Annotated in this window: 13 protein-coding genes; 4 read left to right on the top strand and 9 right to left on the bottom strand. The window is 69.1% G+C overall.

Translation table 11 applies throughout. The annotated features are described in order from the left end of the window. Positions 1–7: 7 nt before the first annotated feature. The 4 genes from treY to BQ2383_RS01085 form a co-directional block, all read right to left on the bottom strand. Positions 8–2,356, bottom strand: coding sequence for a malto-oligosyltrehalose synthase (gene treY, locus BQ2383_RS01100; RefSeq protein WP_091027917.1), 2,349 nt, complete (start codon positions 2,354–2,356; stop codon positions 8–10). Beyond that, on the bottom strand, positions 2,353–4,530 hold the full coding sequence (gene glgX, locus BQ2383_RS01095) for a glycogen debranching protein GlgX (RefSeq protein ID WP_091027913.1): 2,178 nt from the start codon (positions 4,528–4,530) through the stop codon (positions 2,353–2,355). Before glgX ends, treY begins: the two co-directional genes overlap by 4 nt. Further along, positions 4,527–4,814 (bottom strand): hypothetical protein, encoded by a 288-nt coding sequence (locus BQ2383_RS01090; protein ID WP_091027910.1) that lies wholly within the window; start codon positions 4,812–4,814, stop codon positions 4,527–4,529. Before BQ2383_RS01090 ends, glgX begins: the two co-directional genes overlap by 4 nt. 128 nt (positions 4,815–4,942) lie before the next feature. Further along, the gene (locus tag BQ2383_RS01085; protein ID WP_091027906.1) at positions 4,943–5,512 is read right to left on the bottom strand and encodes a dihydrofolate reductase family protein; all 570 of its coding nucleotides are present in this window, start codon (positions 5,510–5,512) and stop codon (positions 4,943–4,945) included. A gap of 69 nt (positions 5,513–5,581) precedes the next feature. Here BQ2383_RS01085 and BQ2383_RS01080 point away from each other — a divergent pair, with 69 nt between their 5' ends. The 4 genes from BQ2383_RS01080 (at position 5,582) to BQ2383_RS01065 (ending at position 9,674) form a co-directional block, all read left to right on the top strand. Further along, positions 5,582–6,148: a TetR/AcrR family transcriptional regulator gene (locus BQ2383_RS01080; protein ID WP_091027903.1), complete on the top strand. Its 567-nt coding sequence runs from the start codon at positions 5,582–5,584 to the stop codon at positions 6,146–6,148. Positions 6,149–6,224: 76 nt separating this feature from the next. Next, positions 6,225–7,556: a GAF domain-containing protein gene (locus BQ2383_RS01075; protein WP_091027899.1), complete on the top strand. Its 1,332-nt coding sequence runs from the start codon at positions 6,225–6,227 to the stop codon at positions 7,554–7,556. A gap of 104 nt (positions 7,557–7,660) precedes the next feature. Next, entirely contained in the window at positions 7,661–9,211 is a 1,551-nt protein-coding gene (gene exaC, locus BQ2383_RS01070) for an acetaldehyde dehydrogenase ExaC (RefSeq protein WP_091027897.1), read from the top strand. Positions 9,212–9,272: 61 nt separating this feature from the next. Beyond that, positions 9,273–9,674 (top strand): DUF779 domain-containing protein, encoded by a 402-nt coding sequence (locus tag BQ2383_RS01065; RefSeq protein WP_091027892.1) that lies wholly within the window; start codon positions 9,273–9,275, stop codon positions 9,672–9,674. Between the two features lie 14 nt (positions 9,675–9,688). On the opposite strand, the gene BQ2383_RS01060 is transcribed toward BQ2383_RS01065, so the two are convergent. The 5 genes from BQ2383_RS01060 to BQ2383_RS01040 are packed head-to-tail and all read right to left on the bottom strand — an operon-like array spanning position 9,689 to position 14,598. Next, entirely contained in the window at positions 9,689–10,444 is a 756-nt protein-coding gene (locus tag BQ2383_RS01060) for an ABC transporter ATP-binding protein (protein ID WP_091027887.1), read from the bottom strand. Next, on the bottom strand, positions 10,441–11,238 hold the full coding sequence (locus BQ2383_RS01055) for an ABC transporter ATP-binding protein (RefSeq protein ID WP_091027883.1): 798 nt from the start codon (positions 11,236–11,238) through the stop codon (positions 10,441–10,443). Before BQ2383_RS01055 ends, BQ2383_RS01060 begins: the two co-directional genes overlap by 4 nt. Beyond that, entirely contained in the window at positions 11,235–12,095 is an 861-nt protein-coding gene (locus BQ2383_RS01050) for an ABC transporter permease (RefSeq protein ID WP_205829347.1), read from the bottom strand. Before BQ2383_RS01050 ends, BQ2383_RS01055 begins: the two co-directional genes overlap by 4 nt. Further along, a complete protein-coding gene (locus BQ2383_RS01045) occupies positions 12,092–13,054 on the bottom strand; it encodes an ABC transporter permease (protein ID WP_091027880.1) in 963 nt (320 codons plus the stop codon). Before BQ2383_RS01045 ends, BQ2383_RS01050 begins: the two co-directional genes overlap by 4 nt. A 50-nt stretch (positions 13,055–13,104) precedes the next feature. Continuing rightward, complete coding sequence (locus tag BQ2383_RS01040; RefSeq protein ID WP_091027876.1) at positions 13,105–14,598, bottom strand: ABC transporter substrate-binding protein; 1,494 nt, start codon at positions 14,596–14,598, stop codon at positions 13,105–13,107. Between the last annotated feature and the right edge of the window lie 26 nt (positions 14,599–14,624).

The following is a 14,624-nucleotide window of genomic DNA, read 5'->3' as shown; positions in this document are numbered from 1 at the left end:
TCCGTCTTCACCGTGCGAGCTCGATCAGCGCGACCGGGTAGGTGTCGAGCAGCTCGGCGAGTCGCACCGGGCCCGGCGCGATCCGGCGTCCGGTCAGCACATCTGTGCCGGGGATGTCGGGCCGCATCATCACGGTGTCGCCCCACCCACCGCGGGCCGCCAGGCCGACCGGAAGACGGGTCGCCACGGCGGTGATGCCGCCGCGATGGACGGCGACGGCGTGCTCCGCCGCGGGTCCCTCGACCACCGCCGGACGGTAGACGGTGAAGAGCTCGGGGTTGTCGCGCCGCAGTCGCAGCGCACGCGAGACGACGAGCAGCTTGGCCCGGCCCGAGTCGTCGATGGGCGGAAGGATGCCGCGGGCGACGTCGGCGTCGAGCTCCTCGAGCATCCGCGCGCGCAGGGCGAAGTCCACGGGACGACGATTGTCGGGATCCACGAGCGACAGATCCCACAGCTCGCTGCCCTGGTACACGTCGGGGACGCCCGGCCCGGTGAGCTGCAGCAGCGTGGCCGACAGCGAGTTCGAGCGCCCCGCATCGACGATCTCGCCGACGAAGCGGTCGAGGACTGCCGCGGCATCGCCCTCGACGGCGTGGGCGATCCGGCCCAGTCCCTCTTCGAATGCCGCATCCGGCTGCTGCCAGGTCGTCGCCTCCGCGGCTTCCCGCGCGGCCTTCGTGGCATAGGCGAGAAGGCGATCGGTCGAGATCGGCCATGCACCCACGGTCGCCTGCCAGATCAGCGCATCGAGAGGACCGTGACCGGTCGTCGCGATCGCCCGCAGCTCGTCCAGCACCGCCGCCCAGCGCTCGGGCATCTCGGACAGCACGCTCAGCCGCGCGCGCACATCCGCGGAGCGCTTCGTGTCATGCGTCGACAGCGTGGTCATCGACGCCGGCCACGCGGCGAGCCGCGCCCGCTGCGCCTCGTGGAACTCTCCCACCGTGAGAGCGGGGATCGACGGGTCGCCGCCCACCTCGGTCAGGGTGCCCAGGCGGGTGCAGCGGTAGAAGGCGGTGTCCTCCACGCCCTTGGCCATGACCGCTCCACTCACCTGCGGGAAGCGCTGGGCCACCTCGAGGCGAGGGTCGGCGAGAAGCGGCTCCAGCTCGGCGAACGTGGCGGCGAGGTCGGGCCGTCGGCGTCGTGCCTCGGTGAAGGCATGCTCCAGATGCTCGCGTCCCTCCGGCAGGTAGGAGCGGTACACGGGGAAGCAGGCCAGCAGCTCGACCAGTCCGTCCTCCGCCCGCACGATCCCGTGGGGAAGGGTGCGCACCAGTCGCCGCACCTCCGATCCGAGGAGCTCTTCCGCCACCAGGCGCTTGGTGGCGTGGATCAGGTCGGTCCATGACTGCGCCGGCGGCAGACCCGTCTCGGCGCGCAGGCGCTCGTCGAGACGGTCGAGCTGGTCGACGCCATCCCGGTCCACCAGCACGCGGTCGAACTCGACGAGCGCGTCGTACCCGGTCGTGCCGTCGGTGCGCCACCAGGCGGGCAGCGCCTCGCCCGGCTCGAGGATCTTCTCGACGACGGTGTATGCCCTTCCCGTCGCATCCGCCAGCTGCTCCAGGTAGCCACCGGGATCGGCGAGGCCGTCCGGGTGGTCGACGCGCAGCCCGTCGGCGAGACCCTCCCGGATCCAGCGGACGATCTCGCGATGCGACTCGGCGAAGACGTCGGGCAGCTCGACGCGGATGCCGGCGAGCTCGGACACCGCGAAGAAGCGGCGGTAGGTGAGGTCGGTGTTCTGGTCGCGCCAGAACCGCAGCTCGTAGTGCTGCGCGTCGAGCAGCGCGGGCAGGTCATCGGCCAGCGTCGAGGTGCCGGGAGCGAGCGGGAGCACGTGCTCGAAGTAGGTGAGCACGCCGTCCGGCGCATCGGGAGCGAAGGTCGCATCGACGACCAGCTCGCCGTCTGCGATCGCCTGCTCGGGGGAGGAGCCGAGCACCGGCAGGATCACGCGTCCGCCGCCGGCGGCCCAGTCGATGTCGAAGGCAGCGGCCCGGCGTGTTCCCTTCCCGAGCCGCAGCACCTCCCACCACCACTGGTTCTGCCGCGGCACCGCGACGCCGACGTGGTTGGGCACGATGTCGACGAGGATGCCGAGGTCGGCTGCGCGCGCGGCGGTGGCGAACCGGACGAGGCCCTCCTCGGCGCCTCGGTCGGGGTCGACGCGCGAATGGTCGACGACGTCGTACCCGTGGTTCGATCCGCGCACGGCGGCGAGCAGCGGCGAGAGGTACGCCCACGAGACGCCGAGGTCGGCGAGATAGCCGGTCACCGCCGCGGCTTCTCCGAGAGGAAAGTGCTCGCTGATCTGCAGCCGGTACGTCGACAGCGGTCTTCTCGTCACGATGTGGCCTGCTCGTTCTGGATGCGGAGGGAGGCATCGACCGAATCGTCGATCTGCGGCGGTGCCGCGTCGGCCTCCTGCAGCACGAGCATCGCCCTGCCTTCCAGAAGTACCGTATCGCCGGGCCGAACGGCTGTCGCCTCGTGGAGCGCGCCGGCCGTATCGACCGCGGCATCCCACTGGTCTCCGTAGCCCTCATCGGGCACCACGACATCGACCGGGTCGTCGCCGCTGTTGAAGTACAGGAGGAAGTTCACGTCGGTGACAGGCCGTCCACGGCTGTCGTTCTCACGGATCCCTCGACCGTTCAGGAACACGCCGACGCAGCGTCCGAATCCCGAGTCCCAGTCCTCCGGCGCCATCGGACCGCCGTCGGGTCGCAGCCACACGACGTCGGGGATGCGCTCGGCATCCTCGGCGCGCACCGGACGCCCGTCGAAGAAGCGGCTCCGACGGAAGGTCGGATGCTCGCGCCGCAGCCGTGAGATCGCCGCCGTGAACTCGACGAGCGGCAGGTCGGCGTTCTTCCAATCGACCCAGGCGATCTCGTTGTCCTGCGCATAGACGTTGTTGTTGCCGCCCTGGGTGCGCCCCAGCTCGTCGCCGTGGGCGAGCATGGGAACGCCCTGCGAGAGCAGCAGCGTCGCGAGGAGGTTGCGCTGCTGGCGCGCTCGCCGCCGGTTGATCTCGAGGTCGTCGGTCGGTCCCTCCGCGCCCATGTTGTCGGAGCGGTTGTGGGATTCGCCGTCGGCATTGTCCTCGCCGTTGGCCTCGTTGTGCTTCTCGGCATAGGAGACGAGGTCGCGCAGCGTGAAGCCGTCGTGCGCGGTGACGAAGTTGATGGAGGCCACCGGCCGCCGCCCCGAGTGCTCGTACAGGTCGGCCGAGCCGGTGATCCGCGAGGCGAACTCGCCGAGGGCCTGCGGCTCCCCGCGCCAGAAGTCGCGCACGGTGTCGCGGTACCGGCCGTTCCACTCCGACCACTGCGGCGGGAAGTTCCCCACCTGATAGCCGCCGGGGCCCACGTCCCACGGCTCGGCGATGAGCTTCACCTGTGACACCACCGGGTCCTGCTGCACGAGCTCGAAGAAGGCGGCGAGCCGGTCGACGTCGTAGAACTCCCGGGCCAGGGCGGAGGCGAGGTCGAAGCGGAATCCGTCGACGTGCATCTCGGTCACCCAGTACCGCAGCGAGTCCATCAGGAGCTGCAGCGCGTGCGGGTTGCCGGCGTTGAGGCTGTTCCCCGTCCCGGTGTAGTCGGTGTAGTAGCGGCGGTCCTCCTCGAGCCGGTAGTACGCCTCGTTGTCGATCCCTCGCATCGAGAGCGTCGGGCCGAGGTGGTTTCCCTCGGCGGTGTGGTTGTACACGACGTCGAGGATGACCTCGATCCCGGCTTCGTGCAGCGTGCGCACCATCGCCCGGAACTCCTGCACCTGCTCGCCGCGCTCTCCCGTCGAGGCGTAGGCGTTGTGCGGGGCGAAGAAGCCGAGGGTGTTGTAGCCCCAGTAGTTGGAGAGGCCTCTGTCTTCCAGCACGGAGTCGTCGACGAACTGATGCACGGGCATGAGCTCGAGCGCGGTGATGCCGAGCCGCTGCAGATGCTCGATGACCGACGGATGCGCCACGCCCGCGTAGGTGCCGCGCAGCTCTTCCGGGATGTCCGGATGCAGCTGCGTGAGGCCCTTCACGTGAGCCTCGTAGATCACCGTCTCGGCGTACGGCGTGTGCAGCGGCCGGTCGCCGGCCCACTCGAAGAACGGGTTGACCACGACGCCCTTGACCATCGCATCGGCCGAGTCGTCGTCATTGCGGGATTCGGGGTCACCGAAGTCGTAGCCGAACAGCGACTGCCCCCAGTCCATCCGCCCGGCGACGGCCTTGGCGTAGGGGTCGAGGAGGAGTTTGTGCGGGTTGAACCGCCGGCCCTGCTCGGGCTCGTGCGGACCGTGCACCCGGTAGCCGTACAGCTGCCCCGGCTGCACCGTGGGCAGGTAGCCGTGCCAGACATAGGCGTCGACCTCGGTCAAGGCGATGCGCTCTTCGTTGCCGTCTTCGTCGAAGAGGCACAGCTCCACGCTCTCGGCGCCCTCGCTGAACAGGGCGAAGTTGGTGCCCTGCCCATCGAAGGTCGCCCCCAGCGGGTACGCCGAACCGGGCCAGATCTCGCGGCTCATCCGGCGAGAGGGCGCTGTCGCGACCGGGCGGCGCGTTCGTCGAGCAGCCGCACGGCACGATCGAATTCGTGCACCTGCGCGACCTCTTCGGCCTGTGCGTACGGATGGCCGAGGTAGCAGACGAAGACCGGAGGTACGGCTTCGATGTAGCCGATCGGCCCGTCGTGCGACACGACGTAGCGGTCGAAGCCCACTCGGTCGTACTTCGGGGAGACGACGGCCTGGATGTCGGCCTGCTCTTCGCGCCGTGCGGAGCCAGTGGGGATGGGGGTGCGGACGTTCATGGCGCCTCCTGACTCGTGGTGTGCTCACACGCTAAGGGAGTGCGGCCGGCGGGGAAATGATCTTGCCAGGAGGGGCCCGAGGGGGTATGCGTTCTCGCGGGGGCCGCCCGAGGCCCCCGCGAGAATCGTCATCGGCCGAGCCGCCGTTCCAGCTCGGTGACGACGACGCCGGACTCGTACGCCGTCGTCGCGACCGCGTCGAACCGCTCGGGACGGTACGCACGCTCGCCGAACAGCGGGATGCCCGATCCGAACAGCAACGGCTGCCGCTTCAGCACGAGCCGATCGATCTCGTCGGCGAGCGACGCGGCGAGAGCTCCGCCTCCACAGAGCCAGATGTCGGCGCCGTCCTCCTGCTTCAGCCGCCGCACCACCTCGACCGGATCCTCGGCCGTGACCTCCAGGTTCTCGGCCTCCGCGGTCTTCGTGCGGCTGAACACGATCTGGCGGAGGTGCGAGTAGGGGCTGGGGAGGCCTCCCACCCGATAGGTGTTCCAGCCCATCAGCACCGTGTCGAACACGTCGCGCTTCTGGGTGATGCCGAGCGCGTCGGCAGCAACCGTGGGCAGCGTGTCGGCGAAGCGGGCGTTGATGCCGTCCATGTGGTCGCCCTCGATGAGGAAGGCATCGAATTCGCCGTCCGGACCGGCGATGTAGCCGTCGAGGGTCACGGCGGCGTAGTACACGAGTTCTCGCATGGTTCTCCAATCACTACAGATGTCGCAGTTACAGTACAACAGGCGTAGTGATTGCGCTAGTGTCGTGTCATGGTCAAGAACGACTCGCGGCGACGGGCGATCGCGGATGCCGGACTCACGGTCCTCGCCCGAGAGGGTTCGCGGGGGCTCACCCATCGCGCGGTCGACAGCGCCGCACAGGTTCCCACCGGCACGACCTCGAACTACTTCCGCAGTCGGGATGCGCTGCTCGAAGGACTCGTCGAGCGGATCGGGGAGCGCCTCGCACCCACGCCCGAAGATCTGGAGCGGCGCGCGACCACCGCTCCCGGTCCGGCGCTGTTCGCCGACTACATCCGCGACATCGTGCGTCGGCTGACCGAGGATCGGGATGTGACCCTCGCGTTGTTCGAACTGCGGCTCGAAGGAGGGCGGCGACCCGAGGTCGCGGCGGTCCTCGGCGCCTGGCAGCGGGCCGGCTTCGACGGCGACGTCGCCTTCAACACCGCGGCCGGCCTCCCCGGTGGGCGCCGCGAGATCGCCCTGTTCCACTACGCCATCGACGGTCTGCTGCTCGACAGGCTGACCACGCCGATCGATCCGGAGACGTCCACCGACGAGGTGATCGACGACCTGGTCGCCGGGCTCATCCGCTGACGCGACGGGGTGTTCCCTCGGGCGCGCGCTGCTCGTACACTGAGGCAACGCACCTCTTCGACGATCGGAGACCGCTGTGTCTGCGCCGTGGCAGGTATCCCGCGAGTCACTTCCGGCGACATCGCGACTGATCGTCGAGCGTGCGCATGAGGAGCTGCTGGCCGGCAACCTCGAAGACCGGCGGCTGCAGGAGGTGCGGCCCCTCGTGCGCGAGTCATGGGAGCGGTCGTGGCGGCGCAGGGTCGGACCCGAGGCTGCTCCGCCGCTGGAACTCGTCAGCGACGAGCTCGAGGAGTACCGCCTCGCTCACCCGCTGGCATCGGCCATGGACATGATCCGTGCGCTGCTGCTGCCGGGCGAGACCGAGGACACCGGTGTGATCATCGCGGTGGGCGACCAGGCCGGACGACTGCTGTGGATCGAGGGCGACGACCAGCTGCGCACGCTCACCGATGACATGGGCTTCGTCGCCGGGGCGAACTGGTCGGAGGATGCGGTCGGCACGAGCGCGCCCGGCACCGCGCTCGCTCTCGGGCAGTCGGTACAGATCCGCGGCGCCGAGCACTACAACCGGCTCGTGCATCCGTGGTCCTGCACGGCCGCGCCCGTGCGCGACCCGGAGACCAAGCGGGTGCTGGGCGTGATCGACATCACCGGCGGCCCCGAGGTCGTCTCGCCGCAGGCTCGGCTGCTGGTCGATGCGACCGCCCGGGCCGTGGAATCGGAGCTGATGGTCGCGCGGCTGCGGGAACGGAGCGAGGCCCCCCGGAACAGGCCGACGACCTCGAAGCCGCGCACCCCCGTGACCGCCCGGGCGACGCTGCATGTGCTCGGACGGGACCGCGCGCGGCTGGAGACGGAGTCGGCGCACGACGAATCGATGATCGAGCTCAGCGCGCGGCACGCCGCCATCCTGCTGATGCTCGCCGTGCATCGGCAGGGTCTCTCTGCCGAGCGGCTGTGCGAACTCGTCTACGGCTCCGGCGTCTCGCCCGACACGCTGCGGCCCGAGATGGTGCGCCTTCGCAAGGTGCTCGAGCGCACGGCTCCCGACCTGGTTCCGGAGTCGCGTCCGTACCGGCTGCCCGTCGCCCTCGACACGGATGCGCACGACGTGCTCTCCCTGCTCGACCGCGGCGCGCACCGCGTGGCGCTCACCGCCTATCGCGGACCCGTGCTGCCCGAGTCGACGTCGCCCGGGGTCGAGGACTTCCGCGAATCGGTGCGCGCGGCGCTGCACGAGGCCATGCTGTCGGAGGCCAGCCTCGACGTGCTGCTCGCCTACGCCGAGATCCCGGAGGGGCAGGCCGATGCCGAGGCGCTGCGCCTCGCCCTCGAGATGCTTCCGGCGCGATCGCCGAAGCGCGCGGGAGTGGTCGCACGGATCGAGCGCCTCGCCGCCGAGTGAGGCCGCAATATATTGCAACGTTGCGCATCTGCGTGCAACCTCATGCGACCTACCTTCGGAGCACAGCCGCGAACCGAAGCGCGGCTCCGTCGAAGGAGACCCCCATGAGCATCGTCGAAGAAGACGTATCCCTCGCCTACGCCGCTCCCGGGCAGCCGGGTGCCGTCGCGAACTATCGCCCGCAGTACGGCCACTACATCGGCGGCGAGTTCGTCGCACCCGTGAAGGGCCAGTACTTCGAGAACATCAGTCCGGTGAACGGCAAGCCCTTCACCGAGGTCGGCCGCGGCACCGCAGAAGACATCGATCGTGCGGTCGAGGTCGCCTGGAAGGCCTTCGCGAGCTGGGGCAAGACGAGTCCGGCCGAGCGCTCGGTGATCCTCAACCGCATCGCCGATCGGATCGAGCAGCACCTCGAAGAGATCGCGGTCGCCGAGACCTGGGAGAACGGCAAGCCCGTGCGCGAGACGCTCGCCGCCGACATCCCGCTGGCCGTCGACCACTTCCGCTACTTCGCCGGGGTTCTCCGCGCGCAGGAGGGCGGCATCAGCCAGCTGGATGAGAACACCGTGGCGTATCACTTCCACGAGCCGCTCGGTGTGGTCGGCCAGATCATCCCGTGGAACTTCCCGATCCTGATGGCCGTGTGGAAGCTGGCGCCGGCGCTCGCCGCAGGCAACTGCGTCGTGATCAAGCCGGCCGAGCAGACACCGGCATCCCTGCTCTTCCTATTCGACATCATCGGCGACCTGCTGCCCGCCGGCGTCGTGAACATCGTCAACGGGTTCGGCATCGAGGCGGGCGCTCCGCTCGCGCAGCACAAGCGCATCCGCAAGGTCGCCTTCACGGGAGAGACCACGACCGGGCGCCTCATCATGCAGTACGCCTCGCAGAACCTGATCCCGGTGACGCTGGAGCTCGGAGGCAAGAGCCCGAATGTGTTCTTCGAGGATGTCGCCCGCTCGACCAGCGACCCGTTCTACGACAAGGCGCTCGAAGGCTTCACGATGTTCGCGCTCAACCAGGGCGAGGTCTGCACCTGCCCGTCGCGCGCAGTGATCCAGCGGTCGATCTACGACGGCTTCCTCGCCGACGGGCTGGAGCGGGTCGGCAAGGTCGTGCAGGGGAACCCGCTGGACCCGACGACCATGATCGGCGCACAGGCGTCGAACGACCAGCTGGAGAAGATCCTCAGCTACATCGACATCGGCAAGCAGGGCGGGGCGCGGCTGCTGGCTGGCGGCGATCGGGTCGACCTCGGCGGCGATCTGAGCGAGGGCTTCTACGTCGCTCCGACCGTGTTCGAGGGCACGAACGACATGCGCATCTTCCAGGAGGAGATCTTCGGGCCCGTGCTGTCGGTCACCTCGTTCGACGGGTTCGACGACGCGATCTCGATCGCCAACGACACCCTCTACGGGCTCGGCGCGGGAGTCTGGAGTCGCAGCGGCGATACCGCCTACCGCGCGGGCCGTGCGATCGAGGCCGGACGCGTGTGGACGAACACCTACCACCAGTACCCGGCGCACGCGGCCTTCGGCGGATACAAGCAGTCGGGAGTCGGGCGCGAGAACCACAAGATGATGCTCGACCACTACCAGCAGACGAAGAACCTCCTCGTCTCCTACGCGGAAGGCCCGATGGGCTTCTTCTGAGCTCGACTCCGGGCGGGCGCTGCGGCGTCCGCCCGGATCCATTCCCCGGAAGGCATGAATCATGGTCAGCATCGGCACCTATCAGCGAGTCGACGTGACGGATGCCGCGGCATCCCTCGTTCGCGACCTGACCGCGCAGCACGGGCCGCTCATGTTCCATCAGTCCGGCGGCTGCTGCGACGGGTCATCACCCATGTGTTACCCGGTCGGGATGTTCATCACCGGCCCGGGCGACGTGCTGCTCGGCGCACTCGATGCCGGGCTCGAGGCGCCCGTCGAGGTCTACATGTCGGAGTCGCAGTTCGAGTACTGGAAGTACACGCACCTGACCATCGACGTCGTACCCGGTCGCGGAGCCGGCTTCTCGGTCGAGGGTCCGACCGGGATGCGGTTCCTGATCCGCTCGCGGATGCTGAACGACGCGGAGCTGGCGTACTTCGGGTTGGCGGCGTCGGGGACCTGACGGGCGGAGGGGCTTCAGCGCGGCAGTCGCGGAACCGCGTCGACCAGCGCCCGCGTGTACGGGTCCTGGGGATCGTGGAGCACATCCGCCGTCGCACCCTGCTCGACGACGCGACCGTTCTGCAGCACGACCGTGCGGTCGCAGGCCGCGGCGATCGCGGTGAGGTCGTGCGACACCATCACGAGCGAGAGGCCGTTCTCGCGGCGCAGCCGGTCGAGCAGCTCGAGCACCTGCACCCGGGTCGTGACATCGAGCGCACTCACCGGCTCGTCGGCCAGAAGGACCCGCGGGCGGGACACCACGGCCCGCGCGATCGCGATGCGCTGACGCTGACCACCGGAGAACTCGTGCGGGTACCGGCGTGCGGTGTCGGCGGGAAGCCCGACGGAGTCGAGGGCCTCGGCGATGCGATGCTGTGCGTCGGCGCCCGATGCGAGTCCCAATGACCGGAGCGGTTCGCCGATGATCCGGTCGATCCGCTGGCGGGGGTCGAGCGACGAATACGGATCCTGGAAGACGGGCTGCACACTCGCGCGGAACCGCCGCATCTGCGCGCGGTCGCGCAGCGACAGGGGAGCGCCGTCGAACAGCATCTGCCCATCGCGCGGGGCGGCGAGGCCAAGCATCAGTCGCAGGATCGTGGACTTGCCCGCACCCGACTCGCCCACGAGACCGAGTGAGTCGCCGTCAGAGAGGCTCACCGAGATGTCGTCCAGCACCCGGCGGGAACCGTACGCGAAGCCGGCGCCTTGTAGTTCGAGGATCGTCATCGTGTGCCCTCCCCGGCGTCGAGGTACGCGTCGAGGGCGCGGGCACTGTCGACCAGCATCCGCGTGTACGGCTCGGCCGGCTCCTGCAGCACCTGGGCCACCGGCCCTGCCTCGACGACACTTCCGTCGCGCAGCACCACGATGCGATCGACCATGCGCGAGACCACGGCCAGGTCGTGGCTGATGAACAGGAGTGCCATGCCCCGTTCGGCGATCAGCCGCTCGAGGAGCGTGAGCACGCCGTCCTGCACCGTCACGTCGAGCGCCGTCGTCGGCTCGTCGGCGATGAGCAGCTGCGGTTTGGCGGCGAGGGCGATGGCGATGGCCACGCGCTGACGCTGACCACCCGACAGCTCGTGCGGGTAGGCGCGCGCGAACCGCGGCTCCGACAGGGCCACCTCATCGAGGGCGGCATCGACGGCTGAACGCAGCTCAGTACCGCGAACCCCGAGATGGCGGCGCAGCGGTTCGGCGACCTGCCGGCCGACCCGCATCAGCGGATCGAGAGCGGTGAGCGGCTCCTGGAAGACGATCTGCGCCACCGGTCCGCGCAATGGCCGGAGATCGGCATCCCGAGCGCCGACGACCTGATGCCCGTCGAGCAGCACGGAACCCGAGGCGACGAGGGCATCCGGCAGCAGACCGGTGACCGCCAACGAGGTCAGAGACTTGCCCGAACCGGACTCTCCGATGAGCCCCAGGCGTTCGCCGGCTCCGAGCGAGAACGAGACGTCGCGCACGAGCACGCCGGACGAGGAGCGGACCGTGAGGCCGGTGACATCGAGAAGGCTCATCGGCTCCTCCTGCGGGTCGGGTCGGCGAGGTCGCGCAGACCGTCGGCGAGGAAGTTCACACCGAGCACGAGCGCGATGATCGCGACACCGGGAGCGATCGCGCCGACGGGGGCCGTGAGCACGGTGCCCTGCGCCTCCTGCAGCATCCGCCCCCACGAGGCGTTGGGCGGCGGTGCGCCGAGGCCCAGGTACGACAGGCTCGCCTCCGCGAGCACGGCAGCGCCGAACTGCAGCGCGAGGCTCACGGCCAGAGTCGGCGCGATGTTCGGCAGGACGTGCTGGAACACGATTCCGATCACGCTCGTGCCGCTCGTGCGCGCCGCGGTGACGAACTGCTCCTGCAGCACGCGACGCGCGAGGATGCGGGTGAGACGGGCGATCACCGCCGACATCGCGAGCCCGATCGCGAGCACCGCCGACCACAACGACGCACCCTGGACGGCGACGACCAGCATCGCGAGCAGCAGCACGGGGAAGGCGATCACCACGTCGAGTCCGGCCGAGAGCGTGTCATCGACCCAGGGCCGGGCGAAGGCGGCGAGGAGGCCGATGATCGTGCCGAGGACAGCCGCGATCGCGACCGAGCAGGTGCCGACGATGAGGGCGATCCGCGCGCCCCACATCAGCTGCGAGAGCAGGTCGCGACCGAGTCGGTCGGTTCCGAGCAGGTGCAGCGCGCTCGGTCCTTCGAGACGGCCGCCGCTGGTGTCGGCGAGCGGATACGGAAGCCAGAACAGGGAGACCAGGGCCATGAGCACGATGAGGCCCGTGAGCACGATCCCGATGACGAGGGTCGCCTTCGGACGCCGGCGCACGGGCACGGATCCGGTGATCAGCTGTTCGGCGACGCGACTCATCGGTTCCCCGAGACGCTCGTGCGCAGGCGCGGGTCGATCAGGCGCTGCACGATGTCGGCGGCGAATCCGACGAGCAGCACGAAGAGGGTGCTGACGACGAGAACGCCCTGGATGACCTGGAAGTCGTGCTGCTCGATGGCCGACAGCAGCAGGCTGCCGAGCCCGGGAAGGGTGAACACGCTCTCGACGACGACCGCGCCGAGCAGCGTCGTCGACAGCTCGATGCCGAGGATCGCGACGACGGGCACCGCGCCGTTGCGCACACCATGACGCAGCAGCGCCTCACCCATGCCGGAGCCTCCGGCGCGAGCGGTGCGCAGATAGTCGCTGCCGAGCACGTCGAGCGTGGCCGAGCGGACGTACCGGCTGAGGGAGGCGCTCATCACGATCACGATCGTGGTGATCGGCAGGGCGAGCGATCGCAGCGCGTCGGCGGGGTCCTCCCAGTCGTCACGCGGGAAGCCGCCGGAGGGCAGGACGCCGAGCCCGAGCGCGAACACCCAGACGAGCACGACGCCGACCCAGAACACCGGGACGGCGACGCCGAGCTGCGCGAACCCCGAGAGCACGATGCCGTACCAGCGGTCGGACTTCACTGCCGCGGTGATGCCGATCACGAGGGAGACCAGCAGGGCGATCGTGAAGGCGATGAGCGTGAGCGGAATGGTCACGGCGAGGCGGTCGGCGATGTCGGGTCCGACGGGACGCGAGCTCAGGAACGACTCACCGAGGTCGAAGCGGAGCAGCTGCCCCGCCCACGTCGTGAACTGCTGCAGCAGGGGCTGGTCGGAGCCGACCTGCTCGCGGGCCGCGGCGATCTGCTCGGGGGTCGCGTTCACCGAGAGCAGCGCGTTGGCCGGGTCGCCGGGGAGCAGACGCAGCAGCACGAAGATCGCGACCATGGCGACGACGAGCGACACCACGAGGAACGCGAGGCGGCGCAGCAGGTAGGCGAGCATGTGTTCTCAGGATGACGAGGGGATGCCGACGCGCGGCATCCCCTCGCACGTCAGGACTTGACGATGTCGTAGGCGAAGAACTGCGAGTTCAGGCCGTTGACCGGGTACCCGCTGAGGTCACTCGAGGCGACCACGATCTGCGGGTACAGGTACAACCATACGCTCGCGGCATCCGCGGCGATCTTCTCGTTGACCTGCTTCAGCAGGGCCGTCTGCTCGTCGGTCGTGGTGGCCTGTTCGGCATCGGCGACCCACTTCTGCACGTCGGCGTCGTTGTAGCCCCAGTAGAAGTCGGGGTTGCCGTACCAGACCACATCGCGGTCGTTCACGTGCTCCTGGAGGGTGGCCTCGAAGTCCTGCTCCTTGAAGACCTTCGTGTACCACTCATCGGCGCTGATCGTGTTGATCTCGACCGTGATGCCGACCTCGGCGAGCTGCGACTGCAGGAACTCCGCGACGGCGGGGTGCGGGTCGTAGCTCGGGGTGTCGAGGGTGAACGTGAAGCCGTCGGCGTAGCCGGCCTGCGCGAGCAGGTCCTTCGAGAGCTCCACGTCGTAAGGGTTCACCGAGGTGAGGTCTTCGTACCAGGGGTCGGTCGGGGGAACCATCGAGCCGATCAGCGTGCCGTAGTCGCCCCAGATCGATTCGAGCAGCTTCTTCGTGTCGATCGCGGAGTAGATCGCCTTGCGCACGAGGGCGTCGTCGAAGGGGGCGACGCGGTCGTTGAACGCGAGCAGCTCCTTCGTGGTCGAGGTGCCCTCGCTGATCACGTACTCGTCGTTGTCGAACTGCGCGAGCGAGTCGGGGCTCTGCACGCTGGTGATCACGTCGATCTCACCCGTGAGCAGCGCGTTGTTCTCGGCCGTCGCGTCGGTGAAGTACGTGTAGACGACCTCGCCGTTCTTGGCGGGCTCGCCCCAGTAGTCGTCCCAGCGATCGAGGGTGAGGGTCGAGCCCTTCTTCCACTCGTCGAGCGTGTACGGACCGGTGCCGTCTTCGGCGCTGGTGATGTCGCCGGCCTCGTCGTTCACGATCCAGACGTAGCTGAGGTTGTAGAGGAACGAGATCGACCGCTGCGACAGCGTGAACACGACGGTCGAGTCGTCGGGGGTGGCGATATCGGCGATCACGCCGAAGCTCGACTTGCGCGCCGACACGGAGTCTTCGGCGGTGACGGCCTCGACGCTCGACTTCACGTCGGCGGAGGTGAGTGGGTCGCCCGAGTGGAAGGTCACGTCGTCGCGCAGCGTGATCGTGTAGGTCAGACCGTCGTCGGACACCTGGGCGTCTTCGGCGAGCAAGGGTTCGACCTCACCGTCGTCCGTCAGCCGGTACAGGCCCTCGTAGACGTTGCCGGTCAGCGCCTCGGTCACGCCCTGGCCGCCACCCTGGGTGTTGCTGAGGTTGGTGGGCTCGTACAGCGAGCCGATGAAGACGGTGGCGTCTTCGCTCGAGGCGTCGTCGGTCGTGCCCGACGCGCAGCCGGCCACGAGGGCGAGCGTGGCGACGGCGCCGAGCGCGCCGAGGATGCGAGTTCTTCTCATGACTACTCCAGGGTGAGAGTGCGCGG

Source organism: Microbacterium oxydans, from assembly GCF_900095745.1.
GTDB lineage: Bacteria > Actinomycetota > Actinomycetes > Actinomycetales > Microbacteriaceae > Microbacterium > Microbacterium oxydans_B.
This window is presented reverse-complemented; position numbering and strand designations above follow the sequence as displayed.